The 26383-nt window shown below is 44.0% G+C and carries 18 protein-coding genes; 1 reads left to right on the top strand and 17 read right to left on the bottom strand.

Going from position 1 to position 26383, the window contains the following annotated elements; genetic code table 11:
• Positions 1–5 precede the first annotated feature (5 nt).
• The 4 genes from BN8908_RS13605 to typA all read right to left on the bottom strand — a co-directional run bounded on the left by BN8908_RS13605 (position 6) and on the right by typA (position 4702).
• Positions 6–992, bottom strand: a complete 987-nt coding sequence (locus tag BN8908_RS13605) for a hypothetical protein (protein ID WP_068691165.1) — start codon at positions 990–992, stop codon at positions 6–8.
• A gap of 12 nt (positions 993–1004) precedes the next feature.
• Positions 1005–1952 carry a DUF6175 family protein gene (locus BN8908_RS13600; protein ID WP_068691164.1) on the bottom strand — a complete coding sequence of 316 codons (948 nt, stop codon included), beginning with the start codon at positions 1950–1952 and terminating at the stop codon, positions 1005–1007.
• A 10-nt stretch (positions 1953–1962) separates the two neighbouring features.
• Complete coding sequence (locus BN8908_RS13595; protein WP_021989381.1) at positions 1963–2478, bottom strand: hypothetical protein; 516 nt, start codon at positions 2476–2478, stop codon at positions 1963–1965.
• 403 nt (positions 2479–2881) lie between these two features.
• On the bottom strand, positions 2882–4702 hold the full coding sequence (gene typA, locus BN8908_RS13590; protein ID WP_068691162.1) for a translational GTPase TypA: 1821 nt from the start codon (positions 4700–4702) through the stop codon (positions 2882–2884).
• Positions 4703–4880: 178 nt separating this feature from the next.
• Here typA and BN8908_RS13585 point away from each other — a divergent pair, with 178 nt between their 5' ends.
• Positions 4881–6329 carry an arylsulfatase gene (locus tag BN8908_RS13585; protein WP_068691160.1) on the top strand — a complete coding sequence of 483 codons (1449 nt, stop codon included), beginning with the start codon at positions 4881–4883 and terminating at the stop codon, positions 6327–6329.
• Positions 6330–6338: 9 nt separating this feature from the next.
• Here BN8908_RS13585 and BN8908_RS13580 read toward each other — a convergent pair whose 3' ends face one another.
• From BN8908_RS13580 to BN8908_RS13520, 13 genes are all read right to left on the bottom strand, one after another.
• Positions 6339–7646 (bottom strand): NAD(P)/FAD-dependent oxidoreductase, encoded by a 1308-nt coding sequence (locus tag BN8908_RS13580; protein WP_068691158.1) that lies wholly within the window; start codon positions 7644–7646, stop codon positions 6339–6341.
• A gap of 93 nt (positions 7647–7739) precedes the next feature.
• Positions 7740–8735, bottom strand: a complete 996-nt coding sequence (locus BN8908_RS13575; protein WP_021989377.1) for a class II fructose-bisphosphate aldolase — start codon at positions 8733–8735, stop codon at positions 7740–7742.
• A 133-nt stretch (positions 8736–8868) separates the two neighbouring features.
• Complete coding sequence (locus BN8908_RS13570; protein WP_021989376.1) at positions 8869–9534, bottom strand: uracil-DNA glycosylase; 666 nt, start codon at positions 9532–9534, stop codon at positions 8869–8871.
• Positions 9535–9634: 100 nt separating this feature from the next.
• Complete coding sequence (locus tag BN8908_RS13565) at positions 9635–10747, bottom strand: glutaminyl-peptide cyclotransferase (RefSeq protein ID WP_068691156.1); 1113 nt, start codon at positions 10745–10747, stop codon at positions 9635–9637.
• 134 nt (positions 10748–10881) lie between these two features.
• Complete coding sequence (gene cysS / locus BN8908_RS13560; protein WP_021989374.1) at positions 10882–12354, bottom strand: cysteine--tRNA ligase; 1473 nt, start codon at positions 12352–12354, stop codon at positions 10882–10884.
• 248 nt (positions 12355–12602) lie between these two features.
• A complete protein-coding gene (locus tag BN8908_RS13555; RefSeq protein WP_021989373.1) occupies positions 12603–13475 on the bottom strand; it encodes an AraC family transcriptional regulator in 873 nt (290 codons plus the stop codon).
• A 167-nt stretch (positions 13476–13642) separates the two neighbouring features.
• Positions 13643–15688: a hypothetical protein gene (locus tag BN8908_RS13550; RefSeq protein ID WP_068691154.1), complete on the bottom strand. Its 2046-nt coding sequence runs from the start codon at positions 15686–15688 to the stop codon at positions 13643–13645.
• Between the two features lie 21 nt (positions 15689–15709).
• Positions 15710–17290, bottom strand: a complete 1581-nt coding sequence (locus BN8908_RS13545; RefSeq protein WP_021989371.1) for an L-serine ammonia-lyase, iron-sulfur-dependent, subunit alpha — start codon at positions 17288–17290, stop codon at positions 15710–15712.
• Between the two features lie 63 nt (positions 17291–17353).
• Entirely contained in the window at positions 17354–18337 is a 984-nt protein-coding gene (locus tag BN8908_RS13540; protein ID WP_021989370.1) for an ornithine cyclodeaminase family protein, read from the bottom strand.
• 116 nt (positions 18338–18453) lie between these two features.
• Positions 18454–19767 carry a hypothetical protein gene (locus BN8908_RS13535; protein WP_148453333.1) on the bottom strand — a complete coding sequence of 438 codons (1314 nt, stop codon included), beginning with the start codon at positions 19765–19767 and terminating at the stop codon, positions 18454–18456.
• 56 nt (positions 19768–19823) lie between these two features.
• A complete protein-coding gene (locus tag BN8908_RS13530; protein WP_021989368.1) occupies positions 19824–21266 on the bottom strand; it encodes a RagB/SusD family nutrient uptake outer membrane protein in 1443 nt (480 codons plus the stop codon).
• 96 nt (positions 21267–21362) lie between these two features.
• Complete coding sequence (locus BN8908_RS13525; protein ID WP_021989367.1) at positions 21363–24473, bottom strand: SusC/RagA family TonB-linked outer membrane protein; 3111 nt, start codon at positions 24471–24473, stop codon at positions 21363–21365.
• A 74-nt stretch (positions 24474–24547) separates the two neighbouring features.
• Positions 24548–26164, bottom strand: a complete 1617-nt coding sequence (locus tag BN8908_RS13520) for a BACON domain-containing protein (protein ID WP_068691150.1) — start codon at positions 26162–26164, stop codon at positions 24548–24550.
• Positions 26165–26383 lie beyond the last annotated feature (219 nt).

Raw genomic sequence — 26383 nt, 5'->3', positions numbered from 1 at the left:
GGGTATTATTTGAATCTTTCCAGAAACCATTTGCTGACCTGTTTTTCCATGTCTGAGGAAGAAGTTCTCGTGTAATTTTCTCCTGCTTTTTTAGCTGCTTCTATACGTAGTTTCTCTAGCATGACCTGGTTCTCCTGCGCTTTTTGCTGAGCTTCTTTTTCAGCTTCCAGTTGTTGCATTTCCCGTTCTAATTCCGCTTTCTCTTTTTCGTCAGCCTTTTGTTTTATTGCATCGATCATCTCGGTTGCTTTTGCAAAACAGTTGCTGGATGGATCTATACGGATGAGTTCGTTCAATGCGCCTTCAAGGTCGTGCTGTGCTAATTTGGCTTTTGCATTTTGAAGAAACGCCGTTCCGTCTTTGTCGATTTTCTTCATGTAAATGGCAACCATCTGATCGGCAATAGCCGGATATTCGTCCACGCTTTCAGGAACGGAGGCCAGTACGGCCAGGGCCTGATCGTATTCTGTACGGTCTGCCAGTGATTTGGCTTTGGCTGTCAAAGCCGGTATCCGGGTCGTATAGTAATCGATGATTTTTTTCCGGCATTGGTTCATAAAATTCCGAATGGCCGGACTACGAGGGTTCAGATTGTTGAAAGCCATTGTGATAGCCCGGTTTTCTGCTTTGTCGATCCCTTTCAGAGGTACGGCAATTTCGTTGATGATTGTCCCTTCCAAAACATTAACCACGATCAGGGATACTTCCAGGCTTACTACATATTGAGCCGGGATAGTGCCTGTCACTTGTTTGTCGGTTGTTATGACATTGGCTGTCAGAGCAATCTCACCGGAGATCGAACCGAAACCGTTTTGTGTGGTGATTTGGATTAATTTATGCTCCAGGGCCTTTTTGGCATAATCCGGCAAATCCAGTCCGTCAGGAACTACAGGAGTTACGGCTACCATTTCTTTGGCACTCAGAACTTCTTGTCCCTGACTGTAGAATGAGCAAAGAAGCAGGATGGCTATACCGTATAAAAATTTCCTCATGACTTTGTAATTTTATTGTTGACTACCTTCGATAATGATGTAAGCCTGACCTAAACCTTTGGTCGATAATTTGGCTTTAATGTTGTACTTGGTCCGCAGTGCTTTCCGAAGCTCGTTGGCCCAATTGCGGGTATCCAGGGCACGTCCGTTGGCATTGACCATCGGTATGCGTACCTGTTCGAATTTCATTCTGTTTTCGGTAACGTCGGAAGTCGAAAAACGGCCGCTTACCGTGTTCTGTGCCATCCAGTCTTCGATCAGGAAACTAAGCTCATCTCCGTCAAATTCCGATTCGAAATTGACGTCCGAATCATTGGTTCGTTTACACTCCAGAGACACTTCCCGTCCGTTTTCGAATAAATCGTCGAAATGTGCCTGTAACTGGCTGTTGAATTGATCGATGTGACCGATGATTGCTTCTTCCAGTAAAACCGGTAGTTCGACACTGAAAGAGGGTTCTCCTGTACCGGAAGCTGCAGCAATTTGTTTGTTTGTATAGGCATCGATACCTTGTAAATTAAATGTCAATGTATGTTGGGGGCCTTTCTTGTTGACAGTCCACATCAGTTGCATCCAGATATCGGCTTTTGCGACTTTGCGTAATTTGTCGATCGGCGATTCGGCTATACCTCCCTGGTCTGTCATGGAAACGCTTTCTTCAGCGGCCTCTGTATCCAATGCTTTTAAACAATCGGCAAGAACTTTCAGGTTGAAACCCCGCTCGCTCATCATTTCACCTATTTTACTGATAGCCAGAGTTAAATCCGGATTTTTCAACAATGCGGCTTTGTAGTCTGAAATGGTGCTTTTGCTGCCCATATCGTCGTATTCTTTTACAAATCCGTTCTGATAGCACCAAACGTCGCTCGGAACAACCATGATTGTCGGTTTCTTTGCCTGACAAAAGCCCGTTAAGGTGAATACACACAAAAAGATGATATTGATAAATGTCTTTTTCATAGTTCTAAGTTTAAAATCCCGCATCTAATCTTTTTACAATTCCTTTTTCTTCCAGATATTTTCTTAAATCGTTGTATTGTACCGTTACGACAACACCGACTTTATATTCTTTTTTCCCGACTTTCATGATATCTCCTGCGGCGATGGCCCCGTTATTCGTCAATGTTACGAAACGCATATAGTCGCCGCCATTGGTTTGGAAAAAGGATTTGAAGAAATCAGCATTTTGTTTTTCGATTTCTGCGTTTTGCACCAACGGCTTTTTGCCCGGAATCCGTTCTTTAGCCGGAACCCCTTTAAAAATAACTCCATGAACGGCATTTTTACGGGCCTGGTTTGTGGCAATCGTCGGATTTTTAGAAAAACTCCACACTTTTACCAAGCAAGTTCCTTGTATCCCTACATTTACAGCTTCTAATTCGTAACGCCAGTTTTCCGTATCCTGGTCTGCTAACCTTTGTTTCTTTTTTTGAGAAAAAGCAATAATGGGTAAAATCGTTAGAATAAGTATGAGTACGCCTTTCATAGTTTTTAAATTTTATTTGTCTGTTGAATATTTTTCGCAAATTAAATTACCGTTGTCCTCTTTTTTTCCTGAAAACAACACTGTTGAATCGATTTCTGTTTTTATAATAAAACAATTATCTAGCTTACACTTTCTACAAATATAGGTATATATTTTCAAAAAAAACAAAAAAAATGAGAATTATATGATGGATAGGCTTGAACGACAGAGGGACAGGATTGTCCTGGAAAAGAAGTCAAACCGATGGTTAAACCGGACCTGTTGAGATTTTTGATGGGTTTTGCAACTTCCTTCGCGGAGCGGTCTGAAATTTACATTTCTCTTTTTGATTTTTATCGTTTAGGTATAAAAAGAAGAGACTGTAGTAAAAACTACAGCCTCTTTGTATCGGAATAACAATGAATTATTCGTTGGTACTGCTTTTCGATTTTTCCTGGCGTTTACGTTCGTTCTCGTCCAGATAAATCTTTCTCAACCGCATGGCATGTGGCGTGACTTCTACGTATTCATCTTCCTGAATGTATTCGAGGGCTTCCTCCAGGCTGAATTTGATAGGGGGAGCGATATTTGTTTTTTCGTCAGAACCGCTTGCACGCATGTTTGTCAGTTTCTTGGATTTACATACATTGATGACAATGTCGTCGGGACGGGTGCTTTCCCCGATTACCTGCCCGGCATAAACTGTTTCTCCCGGTTCGATAAAGAATTTTCCCCGGTCCTGTAATTTATTGATGGCATAGGCGAATGAATCACCGGTTTCCATGGCTATCAGAGAACCGTTTATGCGCATTTCGATGTCTCCCTTGTAAGGCTCGAATCCTTTTAAGCGGTGTGCAATAACGGCTTCTCCTGCGGAAGCAGTCAATAAGTTACTGCGTAAACCGATAATACCCCGGGAAGGGATATCGAAGTCCAGATGTACCCGGTCTTCACGGGTTTGCATATTGTTCAGCGTGCCTTTTCGTTTTGTCACCATTTCGATGGATTTCCCGGAATATTCTTCCGGAATATCGATTGTCAGTTCTTCAACTGGCTCGCATTTTTTGCCGTCAATTTCTTTAATGATTACTTTCGGCTGGCCGACTTGCAGCTCATAGCCTTCCCGGCGCATGGTTTCGATCAATACGCTTAAATGAAGTACGCCCCGTCCGAAAACGACGAAAGAATCGGCACTGGTGCCCGGCTGTACGCGGAGGGCCAGATTTTTTTCCAGTTCTTTATCCAGTCGCTCTTTGAGGTGGCGGGAAGTGACATATTTACCGTCTTTACCGAAGAACGGCGAGTTGTTGATTGTAAACAACATACTCATCGTCGGTTCGTCTATTGCAATCGGAGGGAGTGCTTCCGGGTTTTCATAATCAGCAATCGTATCTCCGATCTCGAAACCTTCAATCCCGACGATAGCGCAAATTTCTCCGGCTTTTACTTCCTCTGCTTTTTGTTTTTCCAAGCCTTCGAACAGCATCAGGTCTTTGATACGGCTTTTTTCCTGAGAGCCGTCACGCTTACAAAGAGTGATAGCTTGTCCGGCTTTTAAAGTTCCCCGCGTTAATTTGCCGACGGCGATCCGGCCGATGTAAGAGGAATACTCCAAAGAAGTGATCAACATCTGAGCTGTTCCTTCTGCAGCCTGAGGGGCGGGTATATTTTCGATAATGGCGTCCAGTAACGGGGTGATATCTGTCGTTTGATGTTTCCAGTCCGTCGACATCCAGCCTTGCTTGGCACTTCCGTATATGGTCACAAAATCCAATTGTTCTTCTGTAGCTCCCAGGGAGAACATGAGGTCGAATACTTCTTCCTGGACTTCCTCCGGGCGGCAATTGGGTTTATCTACTTTATTAACGACGACAATTGCTTTTTTACCCAGGTTCAGGGCTTTTTGCAATACGAAGCGGGTTTGCGGCATGGTGCCTTCAAAAGCATCTACCAATAAAATTACTCCGTCGGCCATGTTCAATACCCGTTCAACTTCTCCGCCAAAATCCGAGTGCCCCGGGGTATCAATAATATTTATTTTATAGTCTTTGTATCGGACTGATACGTTTTTAGAAAGAATTGTGATACCTCTTTCGCGTTCGAGGTCGTTATTGTCGAGGATCAGGTCACCTCCTTGTTTTTCGTTTTCTCTGAATAGTTTGCCTTGCAGGATCATTTTATCCACCAAGGTCGTTTTACCATGGTCGACGTGCGCGATAATGGCAATGTTCCTTAAATTCTGCATTTTGTATTTATAAAATTAGGGTCGCAAAGTTACAATAAAAAGAGAAGAAAACGAAACCCTGAAAGTGAAAAATCGCTTTCAATCAATATTTTCGCGTCATTTACGGATATCCAACGTTTTCGGTTTTTAATTGGGAAAAATTTAGTATACTTGTAGATAATTTGTAATATTTTTGAGAATGAATAGTAAAATTATCGTACCGGTGTGTCTTTTCGGGACAGCTAATTTGGTGTCATTTACAACTATGGCAGCCGAAAAGGAAAAGCCAATTCCGAATATCGTGTTTATCATAGCTGACGATCTGGGTTACGGGGATGTCAGTTGTTACGGGCAGCAAAAATTCGAGACACCCAATATCGATCGTTTGGCACAGGAAGGGATGCGGTTTACTCAGTGTTATTCAGGAACTACGGTCAGTGCTCCTTCCCGGGCTTGTTTGGTTTCCGGTTTGCATTCCGGACATGCTCCGATCCGGGGAAATAAAGAGGTGGAGCCGGAAGGACAGGCTGCTTTACCTGCAAATATGGAATCTATTTTCAGAATATTTAAGAATGCAGGATATGCTACCGGGGCTTTCGGAAAATGGGGATTGGGTTCTCCCGGTTCTGTGGGCGATCCGAACCGCCAGGGTATAGATGAGTTTTTCGGATTTAATTGTCAGTTGCTGGCGCATAATTATTATGCCGATCATTTGTGGCATAACCAGGAAAGGGTGGAGTTGCCGGGAAATAATGACGGTGGGTTCGGAGTGTATACCCAGGATACGATTCATCAGATGGCTTTGAGGTTTATCGATGAGAATCAGGATAAACCGTTTTTTTTATTTCTGCCTTATGTCATACCTCATGCGGAATTGATTGTTCCGGAAGACAGTATTATACAGAAATTCAGAGGCTTGTATCCGGAAACTCCATACAAGGGATGTGATGAGGGATGCGCTGCTTTTCGCAAGGGAGGATATTGTTCTCAGACAGAACCTCATGCAACGTTTGCAGCCATGATATACCGATTGGATGTATATGTAGGACAAGTGGTTGACAAGTTGAAAGAGCTCGGATTGTATGAGCATACGATTATCGTGTTTACCAGCGATAACGGACCCCATAAAGAGGGAGGGGCCGACCCTGATTTTTTCAATAGTAACGGTGGATTCCGCGGATATAAACGGGATGTGTACGAAGGAGGTATCCGGGTGCCGTTTATTACGGTTTGGCCGGGTGTCGTGGAGCAGGGGGAAACGGATTTTATGTGCTCTTTTTGGGATATGATGCCCACTTTTGCCGAGTTGACCGGAGGTAAGGTGAAAGCGACGGACGGGATTAGTCTGATGCCTTTGCTTACCGGAAAAGGGAAACAACAGGAACACGATTATTTTTATTTTGAATTTCAGGAACTGGGAGGACGTCAGGCTGTCCGCCAGGGGGATTGGAAGTTGATACGGCTGAATGCTTCTAAGGGAGAGGCCTCAAAGTATGAATTGTATAATTTGGCTGCAGATCCTTCGGAGAAAACGGATTTATTGACGAAGTATCCCCGGAAGGTAAAGGAATTGAAAAAACGGATGGAAGAGGCTCATGTGTATGACCCGGAATGGCCTTTATTGGAAAATGAAAGAACCACTGACTGAATTTTAAATTTACGATTTACAGTTTTTCTCTTTTTCTTCTTCATCCCCGTGTATCGGAGTAAAGATCAGACGGATGGCCTGATCGTATGTAAAATAGTTCCACATCCAGTTGAGCAGAATTTCGAGACGGTTCCGGACGCCTAAAATGGAGCGTAAATGTACGGCCATCCATAAGAACCAGGCGATGAAGCCTTGTGTTTTCAGATACGGAAGGTCGGCAACGGCTTTATTTCGCCCTACGGTGGCCAGGCTGCCTTTGTCCCGGTAATGGAAAGGTGTAAGAGGTTTGTTTTGTCTTGTTTTTATTATATTGGAAGCGAGTAATTTACCTTGCTGGATAGCAACTTGGGCAACTTGCGGATGTCCGTTGGGATAGTTATCTTCGGTTTGAAGACAGATGTCGCCTATGGCATATATGTCTGTCAGGTCTTTTACCTGATTGAATTCATTACACAGAATACGTCCTCCGCGACCGACAGAGGTTAACGGAATACCTCCGAACCGGTTGGCGGTTACGCCACTGACCCAAATGACAGTTTCGGTTGGGAGTTTTTCGTTGCTTTCGAACAAGATACAGTCGTTTTCATAACCGGTAACCTTTGTGTTCAATCGTATATTTACCCCCATTTTCTGTAAGAAATGACAGGCTTTTTGCGATGCCTGTTCCGACATATTGCCGAGCAGACGGGGAGAGCCTTCTATCAGATAGATATTGAAAACCCCACCTCCCAGATCGGGGTAGTCTTTTTGGAAGATATAGCGTTTCATTTCCGTCAAGGCACCTGCAATTTCAACACCCGAGGCTCCGCCGCCGACTACAACAATGTTCAGGAGTTGTTGTCGTTTGGCCGGATCGTCCGTGATCAACGCTTTTTCCAGATTGCTCAATAGTTTTGTACGCAGGGCCATCGCTTCGACGACACTTTTCATGGGCATGACATGGGCTTTCAGGTTTTGCATCCCGAAATAATTGGTATCTGTGCCGGCGGCGATGATCAGGTAATCGTAGGAGATGACACCGATTGTTGTTTCTACCTGTTTTTTTTCCGGGAGGATTCGCTTTACTTCTGTCATCCGAAAATGAAAATCAGGAATCTGCCGGAAATCTTTGCGGAAAGGGAAAGCAATGGAACCCGGGTTTAATCCGGCCGTCGCTACCTGATATAAAAGGGGTTGAAACTGATGGTAGTTGTTACGGTCGAGTAGAACGAGCTGAAAGCGATGACGGCGTAGTTTTGCTATCAGTTTGAGGCCGCCGAAACCGCCGCCTATAATGACGATTCTGGGATGGGTGTTATCGGGGATATTGGGATTCATTGCATCTTCATTTTGAAAATAAGTATACGTTAAAAGATGCGTTCAGTTACCTAAAAAAATAACACCGGAGAAAACCGGTGTTATCTGGGTGATTTATCCGACTGTATTAGCACTTCCTAATACATTGATCAGTTTGTGCTTGTAGAGTTCTCTTAAAGAGTCGCGGGCCGGTCCGAGGTATTTTCTCGGGTCGAATTCTGCCGGTTTGGTGGCGAAGATTTCGCGGATAGCGGCAGTCATTGCCAAACGACCGTCAGAGTCGATGTTGATTTTACATACGGATGATTTGGCTGCTTCGCGCAGTTGTTCTTCCGGAATACCGATTGCATCTTTCAATGCACCGCCGTATTTGTTGATAATGGCCACTTTGTCCTGCGGAACAGAAGAAGAACCGTGGAGAACGATCGGGAAGCCCGGAATACGTTTTTCAATTTCTTGTAAAATGTCGAAGCGTAATGGAGGAGGAACCAGAATACCGTCAGCATTGCGGGTACATTGTTCCGGTTTGAATTTGTTCGCTCCGTGAGAGGTTCCGATTGAAATAGCCAATGAATCAACACCGGTTTTACTTACGAAATCTTCTACTTCTTCCGGACGGGTATAGGTATGATGTTCTGCCGATACTTCATCTTCAACACCGGCTAACACACCTAACTCACCTTCAACGGTTACATCGTGCTGGTGTGCATAGTCTACTACTTTTCTCGTTAAAGCTACGTTTTCGTCATAGGGGAAATGTGAACCGTCGATCATGACAGATGAAAATCCCATGTCGATACAGCTTTTGCAAAGTTCGAAGCTGTCACCGTGATCCAGGTGAAGAGTGATCGGAATATGCAAGCCTAATTCTTTTGCATATTCTACTGCTCCCTGGGCCATATAACGAAGAAGAGTCTGATTAGCATATTTGCGCGCACCACTGGATACCTGTAAGATCACCGGTGATTTACATTCAACGGCAGCCTGTATAATTGCCTGCATTTGCTCCATATTATTGAAGTTGAAAGCAGCAATTGCATATTTGCCTGCCATTGCTTTTTTAAACATTTCTCTGGTATTAACCAGCCCTAATTCTTTGTAGTTAACCATAGCTTGTGTATTAAATAATTGAATTTTGCATCAAAAATAGGAAATTCCTGATAAAGAATCGTATAAAATAAAGTAAAAAACTACTCACTCGTTTTCGGACAAAGCAGGGGCAAAAGGGTCCGGAATATCTCTTTTACCACTTGATTTCTTCCAGACCGTGTTCCCGGAGATATTGGTTTGTCCGGCTGAATTGATGGTTGCCGAACCAACCCCCACGGTTGGCGGAAAGGGGAGAGGGATGAACACATTTCAGAACCAGGTTGTTTTGGGTGTTGATAAAGGCACCTTTGCGTTGAGCGTATGACCCCCATAACAGGAAAACCAGATTGCTTTTGGTTGCAGCGAGCCGTTGAATAACAGCATCTGTGAATGTTTCCCAGCCTTTATTCTGATGAGAACCGGCGCAATGAGCCCTTACGGTTAAGGTTGCGTTGAGCAGTAAGACCCCCTGGTCAGCCCAGCGTTCCAGGTTGCCGGAAACGGGAACGGTCGTCCCGAGATCGTCCCGGATCTCTTTAAAAATGTTCTGTAAAGAAGGCGGCTGCTCGATGCCTTCCGGAACGGAGAAACAAAGTCCGTGAGCTTGTCCCGGGCCGTGATAAGGGTCCTGTCCCAGAATAACGACTTTGGTTTTATCTACCGGACAATGGTTGAACGCATTGAATATCAGCTTTCCGGGCGGATAGATACGTTGCGTTTTATATTCTTCTTTGACAAAAGCGATCAATTCTGCGAAATACGGTTTTTCAAACTCGTCTTTTAACAATTCTTTCCAGGATTCTTCAATCTTGACGTCCATGATTCGAAATTTACGATGTTGGATTTACGACTTAAATTGAACCTGCAAACCGGTTTTAGGATAAAGAGATGAGTCGTAAATCATAAATGATTGCACACTATTATTTTGCCTGACCTCTGATTTTCAATTCAAACATCTTCGGCCAGCGTTTGCCTGTGACATATACTGTTTTTTTTCCGGGATTCCAGGCGATACCGTTCAATACATTATCACTGTCGCCCAAATTATTCCTTTCATTCGGAGATAATATCCGGCTTAAATCGATCTCCCCCTTTATCTCACCACTTTCCGGGTCTATCAGTACGATGCGGTCCTGCATCCACACGTTTGCCCAGATCAGCCCGTCGATATATTCCAATTCGTTGAGCCGGTCTACCGGTCCGTTGTTGTCATATACTTCTGTTTCTTTTATTACATTGAAAGAAGAAGGGGCGATGTGAAATAATTTGTTACTTCCGTCGCTCATGATCAGTTTTTCTCCCATAGTTGTAATACCCCAGCCTTGTGTGTTATAGTTGAAGGTGGATTCCAGGGAAAAGCTTTTGACGTCGTAGATGAATCCTTTCCGGGAGGTCCAGGTCAATTGATATATCTTGTCTTTGTAGATGGTTATGCCTTCTCCGAAAAACTTACTGTCTATGTTTAATGTGGAAAGGATTTTTCCGGTATTCATGTCTGTCTTCCGGATACCGGATTCGCCGTATTGCCCGGTGCTTTCATATAGAAATCCGTCCTGATAGACTAAGCCTTGGGTATAAGCTTTCGGATCGTGAGTGTATGTTTTTACGACATCATAGGTATATTTACGGGGGGCTTTGTCCGGTTTTACAACAATGGTTTGCGTGCTTATGCTTCTTTTGTTATCCGGATGAAAGACCGTCACTTTAAGGGTAGAAGGACCGACTTTACTTGTCGGAACCGTAAAACTGAACGTTTGTATACCTTTTCCTGTCGTTCCGATCTGTTTCCCGTTCAGAAAGATGTGTGCCGAATCGACTTCAAACCGTTCTTTAGCTGTAAACGAGAGATTTACAGGATCGTGAAACCGGAAATTTTCTTGTTTGGCCGGAGTCTCGATTTTTATGCCGTTGACATATTTGATATTTTCTTTAGGAGTACCGGCTGGCACCGGAGGGGCAGCCGTTTTCTTTTCCGATGGATTGTTACCGCAAGAAAACAGAAGAAGTACAATACAGATAAACAGGTACGGCATACTCATTTATATTAAGTCGTGCATATTGTAATTTCAGATTTACGATTTCAGATTATATTCCCTCCGGCCCGAATTTCTGAAAAAATCCTAAATCGTAAATCTAAAATTAATATTGAATAATTTCAACTGTAAAATTATTCGATGTTCCATTCATAACCGTCTTTCGTGTCTTTTATGTTGACGCCGGCATTTTTCAGATCATCCCGGATTTTGTCGGACGTAGCCCAGTCTTTTTTTTGCTTTGCCTCTGTACGGATAGACATAACCATATCCAGAACTTTACCGAGCGCTTCATGGTCTTTGCCTATTGACTCGGTTTCTGCTTTCAGTCCGAGGATATCGAATACAAAGTCGTGGTACAGTTTTTTCAGGCGATCCAGGTTGGCCCGATTGATCTGCTCTTTTCCGGCTGCAATCGAATTGATGATGCGTACGCCTTCGAACAATTGAGAGATCAATATGGGGGTATTCAGGTCATCGCTCATCGCTTCTGTGCATTTGGTCCACAATTCTTCCACATCGACCGTATTTTGAGTAGACGGAGTCAGTTTGTTCAAAACCTCAACGGCTGCCATCAAACGTTCGTAACCTTTTTCCGCTGCTTTCAATGCTTCGTTGGAGAAATCGAGCGGGCTGCGGTAATGTGCCTGTAAGATAAAAAAGCGAACGGTCATCGGAGAATAAGCCTGCTCCAAAACGTCATTTTCGCCATTGAACAATTGGTCCAGAGTGATGAAATTCCCTAACGATTTTCCCATTTTCTGCCCGTTGATGGTTACCATATTGTTGTGCATCCAGTAACGGACAGCCTCGTGTCCGTAGGCAGCGGTACTCTGGGCGATTTCGCATTCGTGGTGAGGAAATTGCAAATCGAGTCCGCCACCGTGAATGTCGAACGTATCTCCCAGGTATTTTTGGCTCATACACGAACATTCCAGGTGCCATCCAGGGAAACCTTCACTCCATGGAGAAGGCCAGCGCATGATGTGTTCCGGAGTCGCTTTTTTCCACAATGCAAAATCGTAAGGATTGCGCTTTTCGTTTTGTCCGTCGAGTTGACGGGTGTTGGCGAACAACTCTTCTACTTTTCGTCCGGAGAGTTTTCCGTATTGGTATTTTTTATTATAAGCTTCGACATCGAAGTATATGCTGCCTTCGCTCTCGTAGGCAAAGCCATTTTCCAGAATTTTTTTTACCAACGCCTGTTGCTCGATGATATGTCCGGATGCATGTGGTTCGATGCTCGGCGGCAAGGTGTTCAACTGTTCCATATTTTTGTGGTAACGGTTGGTATAGAATTGGACAATCTCCATGGGTTCCAGCCGGTCGAGCCTGGCTTTTTTCTCGATTTTGTCTTCCCCGTCATCGCTGTCATTCGTCAGATGACCGACGTCCGTAATGTTCCGGATGTATCGCACCTTATATCCCAAATATTGCAAATACCGGAATAAGATATCGAAGGTAATGGCTGGCCGGGCATGTCCCAGATGTGCATCACCGTACACTGTCGGACCGCAGACATACAAGCCTACGAAAGGCGGATTTAACGGTTGAAACTCCTCTTTCCGGCGCGACATGGTGTTATATATCGTCAATTTCTGCTCCATGATCTTCTTTTATTTTACGATATTGAATGAGGTATGAAAAATGCATACCTTTATGTTTTTAATCAATTTGTAAAAGTAAAGAAAAAAACAGAAAGTAAAAAATCTTTTGTAATAACGGGGTTATGGAGAAATGAACACTCGTAAATTTTAGATTTACGATTTACGATTTACGATTTTTGATTGATTCATTCTGAAGAGTTGATTTCATAATTCAGCGGGTTGGCTTGTGTGTCTGATCTAAAATTCATTCAGACTTGGTGTTCGTTGATTTTTTTTTGGTATTCGGAAGGGGTTGATCCGATGAGTTTTTTAAATTGACGGATGAAGTTGGATAAATTACTGAATCCGGATTGGTAAGCAATTTCCGTAATGTTCATTTTGCCTTCGACCAAGTGTTTACATGCCATTCCGATTCTCACTTCCGTGAGAAACTGCACAAAGGTTTTTGTTGTCCGCTGTTTGAAAAATTTACAAAAGCTGTAATGAGACATGTTTACCAAAGCAGAAATCTCATTGAGGTGTATCGGGTTGTGATAATTTTTTAATACGTATTCGTAAACGGTGTTGATTTTAGAGCATTCGTCTTTTTGCTTTAGAGTGGGTGTTTGTAATAAGGAAATCATCTCCAGCTCTTTGGAAAGTGATAATTCATTCAATACCTTTAATAAATCCAATATCCGGTCGAAACCTTTCTTTTGTCCGATGTCGTTTAAGATAAGGCGGAGTTCCCCGTGATGACTGCAAGACAATTTGATCCCGTATATCGATTTATGGAGCAGTTCTTTTATACGACCGGCTTCGGGAATTGAGAACAGACCTTCTCCGAACGATTTTTCCGTAAAAAAGATGGATACGGCATCTACTTTGGGAACAGAGTTATCGTGATAGGTATCGTCGTTTTGAAATACATGTGGAATATTGGGGCCGATGATAAATATGTCTCCCGGAGAAAATCTGTACATTTTATCAGCTACAAATAGAAAACCATTGCTTTTCCGGATAATTGTCAATTGATATTCCGGATGAAAATGCAATAAAGAATAAAAATGTGGAAGTTCCCATTCTTCAATCTTCAAAGATTCTTGTTGATGTAATGTAACTTTGAAGTATAGTGAATCCATATAGTGAAATAAATGTTCAAAAACAATATTCGGCTAAATATTGCCGGTATATGTATGGTGTATACGTATACCGGCGTTTGGTGTTACACTGTTTATTGTTCTAAAGTTGTACGATATTTCATGCAATTATAAAAAATATTTTTTCAACATTGCCTTTGCAGCAGGGTTTATTTTCTTGAAGAAGTATTAAAATATTCAATGGCTTTCAGGGCATCCTGCATAAGAAATTCTGTTGAAACAGGGGCACTTACGGCCTTTTCCATCCACAGATCGGTTAGTGTACATCCTTCCCGGCAGGCTTTTTTCAGTTCTTCGGTTAAATCTGACGAAACCGAAGTTTTGTGAAGTTGGTACATGATAACATTTCCTAAAAAGTAATTGTACAGGTATAAATCCCCCGTAATATAGTGATTATAGATCGACAGGATATGCTGATCCCGGATGTGGAATATTTTTGAAAAATACGTGTTCCAAATCGTACTGCTGATATGAAGTACGGCTTCTTTCAGTTCCTGCGCAGTTGCTTCCGGATGGGCGTATAACCATTTCCAGGTTTCTATCTCGGTCAGGGTCTGTCCTCCCATTTCCAGCAGATACCAAATGGTAGCCAGATTGAGCAGGTGTTGTTTTTCATCCGGAGAGGAGGGATGCAAATCCAGTGCTTCTGCATTTTTATAGGCAAATAATTCGGCGAATGCTTCCGTGATAGCATCACAAGGTACGCCTGCCAAACGGAAATAGTCGATATTGTTTGTACAAAACACACCGCATATGCAATGACCTAATTCGTGCATGCTGACACGAAAAGCTTTATAATCCAATCCCTGCTTGCCGAACATTGTGGTCAGGAGAGCAGTATCTCCCGGCAGAGAGGGCTGAGAGGAGTAGCCTCCGGATACGACGGGGCGTACTGAGATATGCGAGCCGATAAAGTGAGCGTCTTGGGGATGGATTCCCATTTTTATAAGCAGATTCGGTAAATCTTTTCGGAAAGTTTGAGGATCCGGATAACGGGAATGCGTCAGAGAATCCAGATAGACGGCAGAAAATGCGGATTGTTCTTGAAAACCGCTGTACCAGATATCGTAAGGCCGGAGTTTTCGTCCCAATCGTTTTTCAATGATTCTACCGATTTCGGACAGAAGAGGATCTGCCAGAAAATTGCGGATCAGTGTTTCTGTTTTTTCAAGAGAGACGGAGCTTTTGTCGAAAGTGCGTTGAATTGTTGTCGTTTGGGGGGTATAACTCTGGTCCGTGAACATTTTTTCCTTCATACAAGCCAGAAGGCCGGCATAACGGTGAAGGTTTTCTGTTTCATAGTTTTTGATTTCCTTTTGTTTCCCGTTTTCCATTTTGTATAGCTTGCCTGCCGAAGGGTTCCAGCGGGTTGTTGTATCTTTAAGGAAAAGTACGGGAATGTTTCCTGTCGTTGCATTTTCAGCGATCGCGTATAACAGTTCCTGGCGGGAGGTTCCGCCGGGAGCAGTATATTCTTGTTTGATCTGATCTCTGAGACCCCGGTGGCAATGTAAAGCTATTTCGTCGGTATACAGGTATTTCCCTTTTTTATCGGTAATGCGATCTATGCTGAAAAAATAATGCTCCATATAGCGCTTGAAATGGTTGGCTTTTTCCGTAAACGGATTTGAAGAAAATCGGTCGTGCCGAAAAGCATAAGAGTCACCGAGGCAAACCATGGCCCATTTTTCCCGGGTCCATTCCCGGCAATGCCGTTGTTTCTCTGCAAAGGTGTAATAGGGAAAATTGAGTTGTACATAATGGGCGAATTTTGCAGAGTAATGGTCAGAACCGGGGAGGATACGTTGCAGGTAGTCGTCGGCCTCGAGTTTAGGGGTATCCGTATAATAATCCGATTCGTGAAAAAGGGTCGAGATTTTATACAACATGCCTTCCATGTAAGTCAGGTTGTCGATGATTCGTCTGAAATTGGAATGCAGGGTATTGCCGCTCATGAAGTACCGGAGGCAAAAATCAGCAAACTCTTGTTCCGTACCGTCGCCGGACCGCCAATTCCGGGCCAGTTGCGATACTCCTTTACGGATACGTTCTGTTTCGCTTTGTCCGTGTTGTTTTTCCAACTCTGTTTGTACTTTTTCGATGATATCGTTATTTATCGGCGATTGTGCCGGAGAAATACAGGGTAACGTCCATAGAAAAGTACATAGGCAGAAGAGATAGAAGAATGTTTTCATAGGTCTTGGCATAGTTAGTCGTTATTCGTCCAAATTTTTTAATTGTTTTTCGATCGCCAGGGAGGTCGGGGTGACGGATAATCCACCCAGTGCTGTACAACGAAGTTTTGCCGGAAGTGAACGTCCGACTTCGTCCATTGCAGCAATGACTTCATCCAGAGGAAGAACGGCATTTACGCCGGCAGTGATGAGATTTGCTGCGGTGAATCCGTTTGTTGCAGCCAGGATATTCTTACCCAGGCAAGGTACTTCTACCCGGTTTGCGACAGGATCGCAAACCATTCCGAAGATATTTTGTAGGGCGAAAGAACTGGCTTGCAGGGCTGTCCGGGCAGAGCCTCCCATTAACTGTACTATCGCGGCGGCGGCCATGCCGGAAGCTGATCCGCATTCTGCCTGACAGCCTGCGACTTCTGCGGAGAAGGTGGATCGTTGAGCGATGAGCACACCTACAATACCTGCGGCAAGTAAGGCTTTGATGCAATCTTCTTCCGTAAAGCCACAGCAGTCGGCGCTTCCTAAAATGGCTCCGGGGATTGCGGCACAGGAGCCGGCGGTTGGGGCAGCAACGATAGTACCGAAAGCGCTTTTTGTCTCCATCACGGCCATCGTATATTGGGAAATTTTATTGATCAGAGGAGCTTGTAATAGGCGGGCAGCAGCATTCTCCATTAGATGGGATTGTTGCTGAAGAATCCGGTTTTTATAAAAAGTGCCTTGTAGTCCGTTTTGGACTGCCTGACGCATTATTTTCAGAATGCCGGCCGCCATTTTCCACACTTCATCTTCTGAAATGTTACCTCTTTGGGACTCGTATTTCAAAGCCATTTCCCACAATTGAGTGTCCGGCTTCGGAAACGCATTTTCCAGTTCGGCCGCCGTATGGAAAAGGATCCGGTTTCGGCATCCGGATGTGACGGGTAATACAGGTGAGGTGTACCTGTATTTGTTGCAGTTGAATTGGCGTGTAATACAGGCAATGGTTTTTTCTTCCAATGCCTGTGAAAATTTCAGGTGGATGAGATGATCCTGATTTCGGCAATGTATGGTATGGTTTTCGAGGGAAATGTCCTGAAATATCCTGCTGTTTTTCACTTGTTCGCTGATATCGCCGGGAGTATCGGGCAGGTAAAGTAACAGTTCCCAATAGTCGCCGTAAATTTCTGCCGGAAAACCGTCAATCTCTGTGATTTGTATCATCCCTCCTCCGGTAGATAGGGCCGTCAGGCTGAAAGACGAGCTATCGCTTGTCGTTAATGAAAGCTTGTAAGTGTTGGGATGTGTCGCTTCATATTTCCGGATGTGAAATTGGATATCCAGGCCGTTTTGTGCAGCCAGGGATAATGACTTCAACAGCTCGGGCGAAGAGAGGGACAACCCCAACAATCCACCTGCCAGGCCGATATCTGAACCTTGGGTATGGTAAGTTGTGGCAAGCGAGCCGTCCGGGGTAAATTCGACCACTGCTTTTTGGATTTTTCCGCCGGCCAATTGCCTTGCCAGCTGTCCGATTCTGGCAGCGGCTGCCGTATGTGAACTCGAAGGCCCCCGCATTACCGGGCCTAAAACGTCATTAAAAATACTTACCGGTAGGTCCATCATGTCTGTGTATTTGATTTTAAACGAAACGCAGAGTTTAACAAGTCAATGGATTTAGACGTTGTTTTATAATTGAATATTGATTCCCATGCCTTGCTGACAAGCTTGGCGGTAGGCATAATTGGCAGCCGCTAAATCTTGTATCGCAATTCCGACGCTCTTGAAAACAGTAATTTCCTCCGGAGAAGTACGTCCCGGAATCCGGGACAGCAAAACTTCTCCGATTTCCCCCTTATAATGTTCCGGAGGCAACAAACCTTCGGATAAAGGTATAATAATGTCGCCGCTTTCCGAAAAACAGGAGTCTTTGTGATCGACAAAGAGTGAAGCCGACGTGAAAATATTTGTCGGTAATTCGTGCATACTCGGATTGTAGGAACCGATGGCATTGATATGTACTCCTTTTTTCAGCAATTCAAGCGGAAATAACGGTTGTTTCGAATTCGTTACGGTGCTGATAATATCGGCTTCCGGAAGGACGGACAAGTCTTCTCCCGGATATAAGCTGACCTGTCCGAGATTTTGGTAATGCCGGATAAATCTGTCGATGGCCTCTTTGTTAATATCGAAGATATAGGCTTTTTTTATATTACGGGCACAACAAACGGCTTCGAACTGGGTATATCCTTGGGCTCCGGCTCCGAAAAGCACGAATGTTTCCGAGTCTTCCCGGGAAAGGGCACGGGTGGCGACACCGCTGGCAGCTCCTGTCCGCAGGGCTGTCAGATAGGTGCCGTCTAGGATGGCTTGGGTCGTGTTGTTCTCGGGATCGATGAGAACGACAATTCCTTGTATAGTCGGATGCCCGTTTTTACCTCCCGTTTTATATTGGCTCAAAAGTTTGATGCCGACAGAGTGCAGGGAAGGCATGAGTGAAGGCTTGTAAAAAAGCGTAAGCTCGTTTTCCCCGAAATCCGTTATTGTCCGTAAAGGCATATTTACATTTTTAGCCGATAAATCGCAGAATGCCGTTGCAATGGTATTTATCGCTTCTTTCATAGATACCAGGTTTTTAATATCTTCGGAAGAAAGAATTTTTATCGTATTCATGAGTTTTATGTAACCTAAAATAATTATTGATACATTTTAAAGTTTCAATCGCCGTTGTTTTATGTGACGGTCAAAATAATGGAATAGATGAATGACTTGCTATTCCGGAAATCATTTTATTCTTTAAAATGGATCGGATTCCATATATATTCCATCAGTTGATAGCCGACAGGGTCGAATGTTTTCAATTGTTCTTTGCGGAACGGATAATAATCATTTTCCCCGAAGTAAGCTTCTGTAATTTCGGAGAAATATTCTTTCTCGTTATCCATAGCGTAAGCTTTTTGCTTGACGATTTCGTTTCCGGTATTGTAATCGACCAGGTCGTAAATGTGAGAATTTTGGGCCTGTTCAAAGGCCGATGTTATCAATATACCGTCTTTATAAGCATTCAATTGATACATGTGGGCCAATTCGTGTAAAATCATCATGGGTTGGTTGGCTTTACACCATTTGATAAAATTTTCCATGTTGGAAATTTCTATACAGTTGTATTTTTCAGGTAATCTGCCGTTATCGATGAGCCAGCCTCTGTCGGGGTGGTATTCGGCAGCCCCTCCGATTGTTGATCCGGAACCGATTTCCATCCATATCTTGCGGCGTTTAAAGAAATCGGTAAATTCCCTGGGGACAAGCCGGTTGATTTCTTCCAATTTTGATTGCAGGAAAGGAAGGGCTTCGGCAGTTAAAGGGTTGTTTTCATGTGTCTTCAAAACCATAACATCATATCCGTTTATTTGATAACGATTGTATTGTTTTATGGCTCTTTCTCCCCAGAAATATTCCATTAAGGCGAATCCCTTGGGATCGAATTGCTGCAAATCATGATAATCGCAGGGGTATCCGTTGTTTTTTCCCCAGTAGGTTTCGGATAACTCGGCAAAATAACCGATAGGGTCGGAGAATGTCAAACCGTTTTCTGGTATATTTGTATAAATACCCGATTCGACGGCTTCCCGATAGGCTTCTTCGATTTTATCCGTATACGCGGACAGGTAACGATGCTGGTATTGCCGCGCCAGGAAATGAAGGAGAAGGGAAGGTTGTTTTTGCAACGATGTCTGATAGTATTGAAGCAAATCGTTGAAAATAATCGTATCTGCTTTTTCCGTATCGTCTGATAAATATTCTATCAGGGGCTTGTCCTTTGCATCCCGGATGACGAAGGTGATTTTTTTCATTTTGAGAAGGGCAGGCTCGGGGATAATGCTGCCCAGTTCATCCAGATTTTTGGATAAATAGCGATATGCATTGTCTGTTTCGCTGTTCCAGGTAAAATCCGTTGCGATTTTCAGTGTAAATCCGAATACTTGGGCGACGGTATTTCCGGAAGGGGGAGTCGAGGGCTCCGGGCCGGATTCAGAATCTTTGTCGCATCCCATCAAATTCCAGCAAACCAGGAAGTTTAAAAGTAGAAATATAGCTCTCATAATTTTTCAAATTTGGTTCGGTTGTTTTATAATTTATTTCCTGAATATCAATAAGTTTAATAGGTGTATACCCCCGTATTGGGATTTTGATCTTCGGGCAGAATACCTTTGTTGACATCCAGTTCGCTTCGTGGAATCTGAAAAATAAATTTCCAGGAATTAGCCGGAAAATTTTTCAGACTTTGATGATCTCCTTCTCTGACAAGAGATTTTTGGTTTCTGAGCAAATCGAACAGACTGAATCCTTCCGCCCACAATTCTTTTCTTCTTTCCAGTAATATCAATTCGATGAGTTCGTTACCTTTTCGGTCGGTTTTTCGGGCATTGGGGTCCCGTTTGGCCTGTAATTCATATAGCAGGTCCTGGGCATGGGTTTCGTCCCCGTCTTTGGCGGAAGCTTCTGCTTCTATCAACAGCATTTCTGAGGAGCGCATCAGGACCATGTGTCCGATATTCAGTGTAGCCGGCTCTCTGAATTTCCGGTTGCCGAGCAGGCTTCCTACCGGTGTAATCAATGTTCCGCGCACATCCGTATCGGAGTATTTTTCCACCAGCTTATCGTTTATCCTGAAACTTTTTTGATCGCCTCTTTCAAAATCCAATATGGAAAAGGTGCTCCCCCATCCGACATTCTCGGTAGACGTTTGATGTATACCCCAAATCCATTCGGGATTGCTCATGTTGTTGAAACCCTCCGTCCATTGTTCGGCGCTCATCAGCGGATAACCTGCCCGGGCCTGTTGGGCCATTGCGGCTGCTTCATGCCACCTTCCCATGGTTAAGTATACCCGGGCCAGTATACCGGCGGCTACATTCGCATTGATATAGTATTTACTTTCTCTTTGAGTCGGTAAGGACAGTACGGCTTTTTCCAGATCGGTCGTGATGACTTTATAGATTTTTTCGACAGAGGCTCTGGGGTTGTTTTCCGCATTCCCTTTGGCCGGAGTGGTATAGAGAGGAACACCAGGCATCTGTTTGGCAATTGTATAAGTCTGCTGGTATAATTGTATCAGGTGAAAGTAAGCAAATGCTCGGAGTGCCCGGGCTTCTCCGGCAATGGCTTCTTTTTCACTGACCGGTCCTTCTGCATCATCGATGTAAAATAAAATGTTGTTGCAGTTATTGATAATAATGTAATAAAAGCGCCAGAAGTGATCGGTTTTGAATTCGGTTTCACTACCGGTATGCCAGTAGTCGTAGTCATACCAGTACCAGGTGCCCGGTTGCATCGTAATGTCAGTGCCCATGACGTCGAATGTGAGGAGGTTGGTATGGAGTCCGCAGCAATCCATCCGGACATGAGGAGTACATCCCCAGGAACGCATGTATTTGTATATACCGTAAAGAACTCCTCTTGTGGAAGCCGTTGTTTTGTAAATCAGCTTGTCGCCCAGATCTGTGCTCGATTTGGTCTCCAGAAAGTCCTGCGAACAGGAAAAGAGACTCATACAGAGAAACAGATACGCTGTAATTCGGATGTTATTCTTTGTTTTCATGATCTTTCATTAAATAAATACGCTACAATAAATTAATGATACATTTCGGATGGGTTTTCTTTATCCGTTTCCGTTGAAAATCCGGATACCGGTTTGTTAAAAAGTCAGATCCAGTCCGAAAGAAATTTTTCTCATGGTCGTCAGCCGGTTGCTGGCGACACCGGAAATATCCGTTTCCGGGTCCATGCCTTTGTGTTTGCTCCAGGTAAACAGGTTGTCTCCTTTGAAATATATGCGTAAAGATTTCAGGTTAAATCTTTCCATCAATTTTGCCGGCAAACGATAACCGAAAGTGATATTTTTTACCCGTACATAGGAAGCATCATACAGGAAGCGGGTGGACGTGCTGTTCCAATTGTTGGAATAGGTTGTAGCCCGTGGTACGTTGGTATGACGGTTGTCGGGGGTCCAGCGGTTCAGCAGGTCTTTGCTCCAGTTGTAACCGATATTGCTTCCCGTATGCATGATGGAGGCGTAGTCGCTGTCATAGACTTGTCCGCCTATGCTGTAATACAGGAAAACGGAAAGGTCGAAATTCCGGTAGTAGAAATTATTGGTAAATCCACCGAAAACTTTCGGAAGGGCTGATTTTTGATAATGGCGGGTAGCATCGCTGTAATTGGTTACTTTTACCTTTCCTGCCACTACTTTTTCACCGTTTGCATTCGTGATGTATTGGTTGTTGGCATCCCGGTCGTATACATCCTGCCAGAAGTAACCGTCTCCGGTGTCCGGGTCTACGCCGGCCCATTCGGGCATAAAGAAATCGTATACAGATTTACCTACCTTCCATTTGTGTAATCCGTTTACCTTTTCTTCCATCGGTAGTTTGAGAATTTTATTCCGGTAATGGGAAAGATTGAAATCGGTTTCCCAACGGAAGTCTTTTGTAAGGATGTTTACAGAGTTGATTTGTAATTCTATACCCCGGTTTCTCACGTCTCCGATATTGTCTTTGATACTTCCGACACCGGTAGAAGGGGGCAGGTCTCTCCAAAAGAGCAGATTTTTGGTTGTTCTGTCATACCACTCGAATGAGAAATCAATGCGATTCCAGAGGCGGGCGTCCAGACCGATGTTAATTTGGTAGTTGCTTTCCCATCGTAGATTGGGAGTAGGTAGTGAACCGACCAGGTAGCCGGGATGGTCGTAATCGTTCCAGCCGGAAGTGTACGTGCCCTGATAACCGTACAGGGAGCCGATATTGTCATTTCCCTGTGAACCGTAACTGGCTTTTAATTTGAGGTTGTTGATCCAGGAAACATTTTTCAGGAATTCTTCGTTCGAGATTCGCCAGGAGGCGCCTACAGACCAGAAGTTACCCCATCTTTGGTCTTTGCTGAAGCGGGAAGAACCGTCGGTGCGGAAACTACCGGAGAGATAGTATTTGTTCATAAAGTCGTACTCGATTTTACTCAGCCAGCTTTCCAGTCTCAGGTTGTCTTCGGAAGAAGAAGCGTTCAATAGCGTAGCTGCTGCATTCAGTTCATAAATGCCGCCCATGGGGAAGCGTTCTTTTTCTCCTGAAAGGAAATTCGAACGGCTGGAATAGGCTTCGTGGCCGGCCAGTATGTTGATGTGATGCTGGTTGAATTGTTTGTCCCAAGTCAAAAGCGTGTTGAATGTGTAGACGAAAAACCGGTTTCTGCTTCTGGAAGATTTGCCTTCTGTCTGGGCGGACCAGCCGTACAGGTTATTGTAGTAATCATAACCGCTGCCGATGGAATAATCGACACCTAAGGTTGTTTTGAATTGTATGTTGTACGGAAGGTTTATACCAGCCTGAAGACGTGCGGTGACGTTGTCGAGTTCGGAATACCTTTGGTCGTATTGGGCTTCTCCCAAAGGGTTGGTATTGGGCCAGGCTGTTGTCGGTCGGTAGGAACCGAAATCGAGTATCCTGTTGCCGTTTTCATCTGTTCTGTATGTTTGTTTTTCCTTGTCCCATTCATAAATCGGATAGATATCCGGTACTTCGCGGACGAATCGGATGACCCGGCTTTGATCCGGAGAGTTATATAAGGAATGTGCAAGGGAGGTGTTTAAACCCACTTCAAACCATTCCCTGATTTTTGTATTGACATTTACACGTCCTGAATAACGCTTGAATTCGGATACTGTCAGAGAGCCTTTATCGTCTAAATATCCCAGAGAGATAAAATAATCGGTTGTCTTGGTAGAGCCGCTGACATCTGCGTTCATCTCCATGCGGAGGCGGTTTTTAAACAGGGCGTCTTTCCAACTGTTACCTTTCCACAGGTATTGACTTCCCGGAACAAGTTTACCGTCAATACCGACAGGTGTGTTGTTGTCATAGGCATTTATACGTAAATAGTTGGTCAGATTTTCTGTGGCGTATGAAGCCGCAGCGTAGGAACTGACACCGTTGCCGTTGTCCAGATATCCGTTGCGGATGGCTTCCCAGGCCATTTCGTGGTATTGCCGCGGAGAAAGAACCTCCGGCAAGTCTACTGCCAATTGAGAAAAACCGAAGCTGGAACGGAAATTGAATTGCGGTTTTTCCGTTTTTCCTTTTTTGGTTGTAATCAGTACCACGCCGCTGGCAGCACGTGAACCGTATAAGGCAGTGGCAGACGCATCCTTTAAAATGGTGATGGTTTCGATGTCGTTGGGGTTGATGGCGTTGACGTATCCTCCGTAGGGAGTTCCGTCGACAACATATAAAGGTGAGCTGACTCCGTTGATTGAACTGATACCCCGTATCCTTATGGTTGCGTCGCTTCCCGGCTGTCCGTCGCTGTCGATAACCTGTACGCCTGATCCTGCTCCTTGCAGGAGTTGGGAAATGTTGGATACCTGTAACTTTTCGATTTTTTTGTTATCAATAACAGAGGCCGATCCGGTAAAGGAAGCCTTTTTCGATGTTCCGTAGGCCGTTACCATGACTTCTTCCAGTTGCAATACGTCTTCTTTCAAACGGATTTTCATATCCGTTTTTGCCGGATGCTCTTGTGTAATCATACCGACAAAACTGAAGACGAGGATAGGAGACGTTCCTTGTGTTTTGATATTGAAATTTCCGTTTACGTCTGTGATGACGGCATTATAGGTCCCTTTCTCCAGAACGGTTACCCCGACTAAGGGTTGATTGTCCTGATCGGATACAACTTCTCCATTGAATATTTTCCCTTGTCCGAAGAGAAAGAATGGATAAAGACATCCTAGAAGTATGATTAATTTTTTCATGAAATTTGGTTTGTAGTTGATAAATGTGATCTTCTATTTATAGGGTGTTCGGATCGGATACCGGGGGCAGCCGTTTAAGGACAGTTGGAAAATCCGAATCCGGCTTTTTGATTACAAAATCCGCTGTCTCGCCAAGCTCCCCAATTCGGATTGTTCAGTATTTCATCCGGAATAATTCCCGAGAATTGGTTGTTGTCGATGTAGAAATTGACCAGATTTGATAATCCGCCGATTTCTGCCGGGATGCTTCCGCTAAAGAGATTGTTTTGTATAGCCAGCATTTCCAGTTTTTGCATTTTCCCCAGGCTGCCCGGAAGTTCTCCGGATATTTGGTTTCCGCCGACATGTATCATGCGGCATTCGGAAAGATCACCGAGTTCTGAAGGAAATTCCCCGCTCAGGTTGTTTTCCCATAACCTTAGTTCGGTTACCCGCAAATGCCCGTCGATTGTTTCTGTCGTGACACCGTACCATTCGGAAACCGGGGCATCGAGATCCCATTTTTGATTCCAGGAATTCCCGTTCGTAGATTCATAAAAAGCGATTAGAATATTCTTCTCTACCGTTTCTATGGAAACACCCTGATCACAATTTGTGAATCCGTACCCCTCCTGTTGTTGACAGAAGTTGCTGGTTTTCCAGTCGCTCCAATGGCTGTTGCCGAGAATATCTTCCGGTATTTCTCCCGTCAAACGGTTGTTGTCCAGATACAGGGCGCTCAATACGGGCAGATTACCTAAACCTGCGGGAAGGTCTCCTTCGAGGTTATTTCCTTGAAGGGCGAGCAATTCCAAACGTTTTAGCTGGGTGAAGCAGAGTGGAACAGGACCGTCGAGGTGGTTATCTCCGACATGGAAGGACGTCAATTCGGAAAGATAACTCAATTCTTCCGGTAGATTGCCTGTCAGGTTATTTTCCCACAGTCCGATAGCGGTTACGCGGATTTGACCGTCGATGACAGCGGTCGTTATTCCATACCAGGTGTTGAAAGGTTGATTTATATCCCAGGAATGTATCCATTGATTTCCTCCGGTCGAAGTGTAGAGTGCTGTCAATGCCAGACTGTCCGTAGCAGAAGAATTGATACAGAAAGTTTGCTGCAATTTTATAGAATCTTTTAGAATCCCGTCTGTTTCTGAAGCGACAACAAATTCTTGCCTGTCAGAAAGAGTGTAGTTGGGAAAAACACGAAGCCGGATCAATGTGTCGGGAATATCCGCTGAAACCATTCTTTCTATCCAGGAAACTTTAGTATCGAGGGTAAAAGCGACATTACTTTCGAAAGGGATGTCGATGATTTCTCCTTCGGCTTTTACGGTTGTTGTCGTTGTTTTAAAATGAAGCACAGAATTTGCCGAAGCCTGGGTTACTTTGATCGTTTCTGTTTTATCTTCGGCAAAAATTTTGATTTCGGTCGAGCGCGGGACTGTCAGTTGATTCTTCTCGCATGTGGCGGCAACGATACCTTTACCTGTACCTCTTTTGGCTGACAAATGAAGCCAGTCTGCGTCGCATTCCAGTTTCCAGTGAAGATTGCAATCGAATTGAAAATAGATTTCTTCTCCTTCAGCTTTAAAATCCAATTGACTGACTTTGGGTTCCAACAGGGGGAGTGTTTCATCGTCCTGGCAGCTGATACAAATTGCCGATACGATGAACAATAGTCCTGTAAATAATCGAATTGTTTTCATACTCGAAAGTTTAGGTTAGTAATCAGAAGTAGGTGACTATAACAAAAATAGAGGACGAGAATGAAAAACAATTTGTATAAATTGGCAGATTTTTATACTTTTTTGCCAACAGGAATAAAAAAATGGAAAAAATGTAAAATCTGTAATGGAATCTTAGTTTTAAATTTTAGATCGACGATTTTAAATTAATCTGACAACAAATCACTTCACGGATCAATT

The organism is Culturomica massiliensis, assembly GCF_900091655.1.
Classification (GTDB): Bacteria; Bacteroidota; Bacteroidia; order Bacteroidales; family Marinifilaceae; genus Culturomica; species Culturomica massiliensis.
Note: the sequence above shows the minus strand (reverse complement) of the source record. Positions and strands in the feature narration are given on the sequence as shown.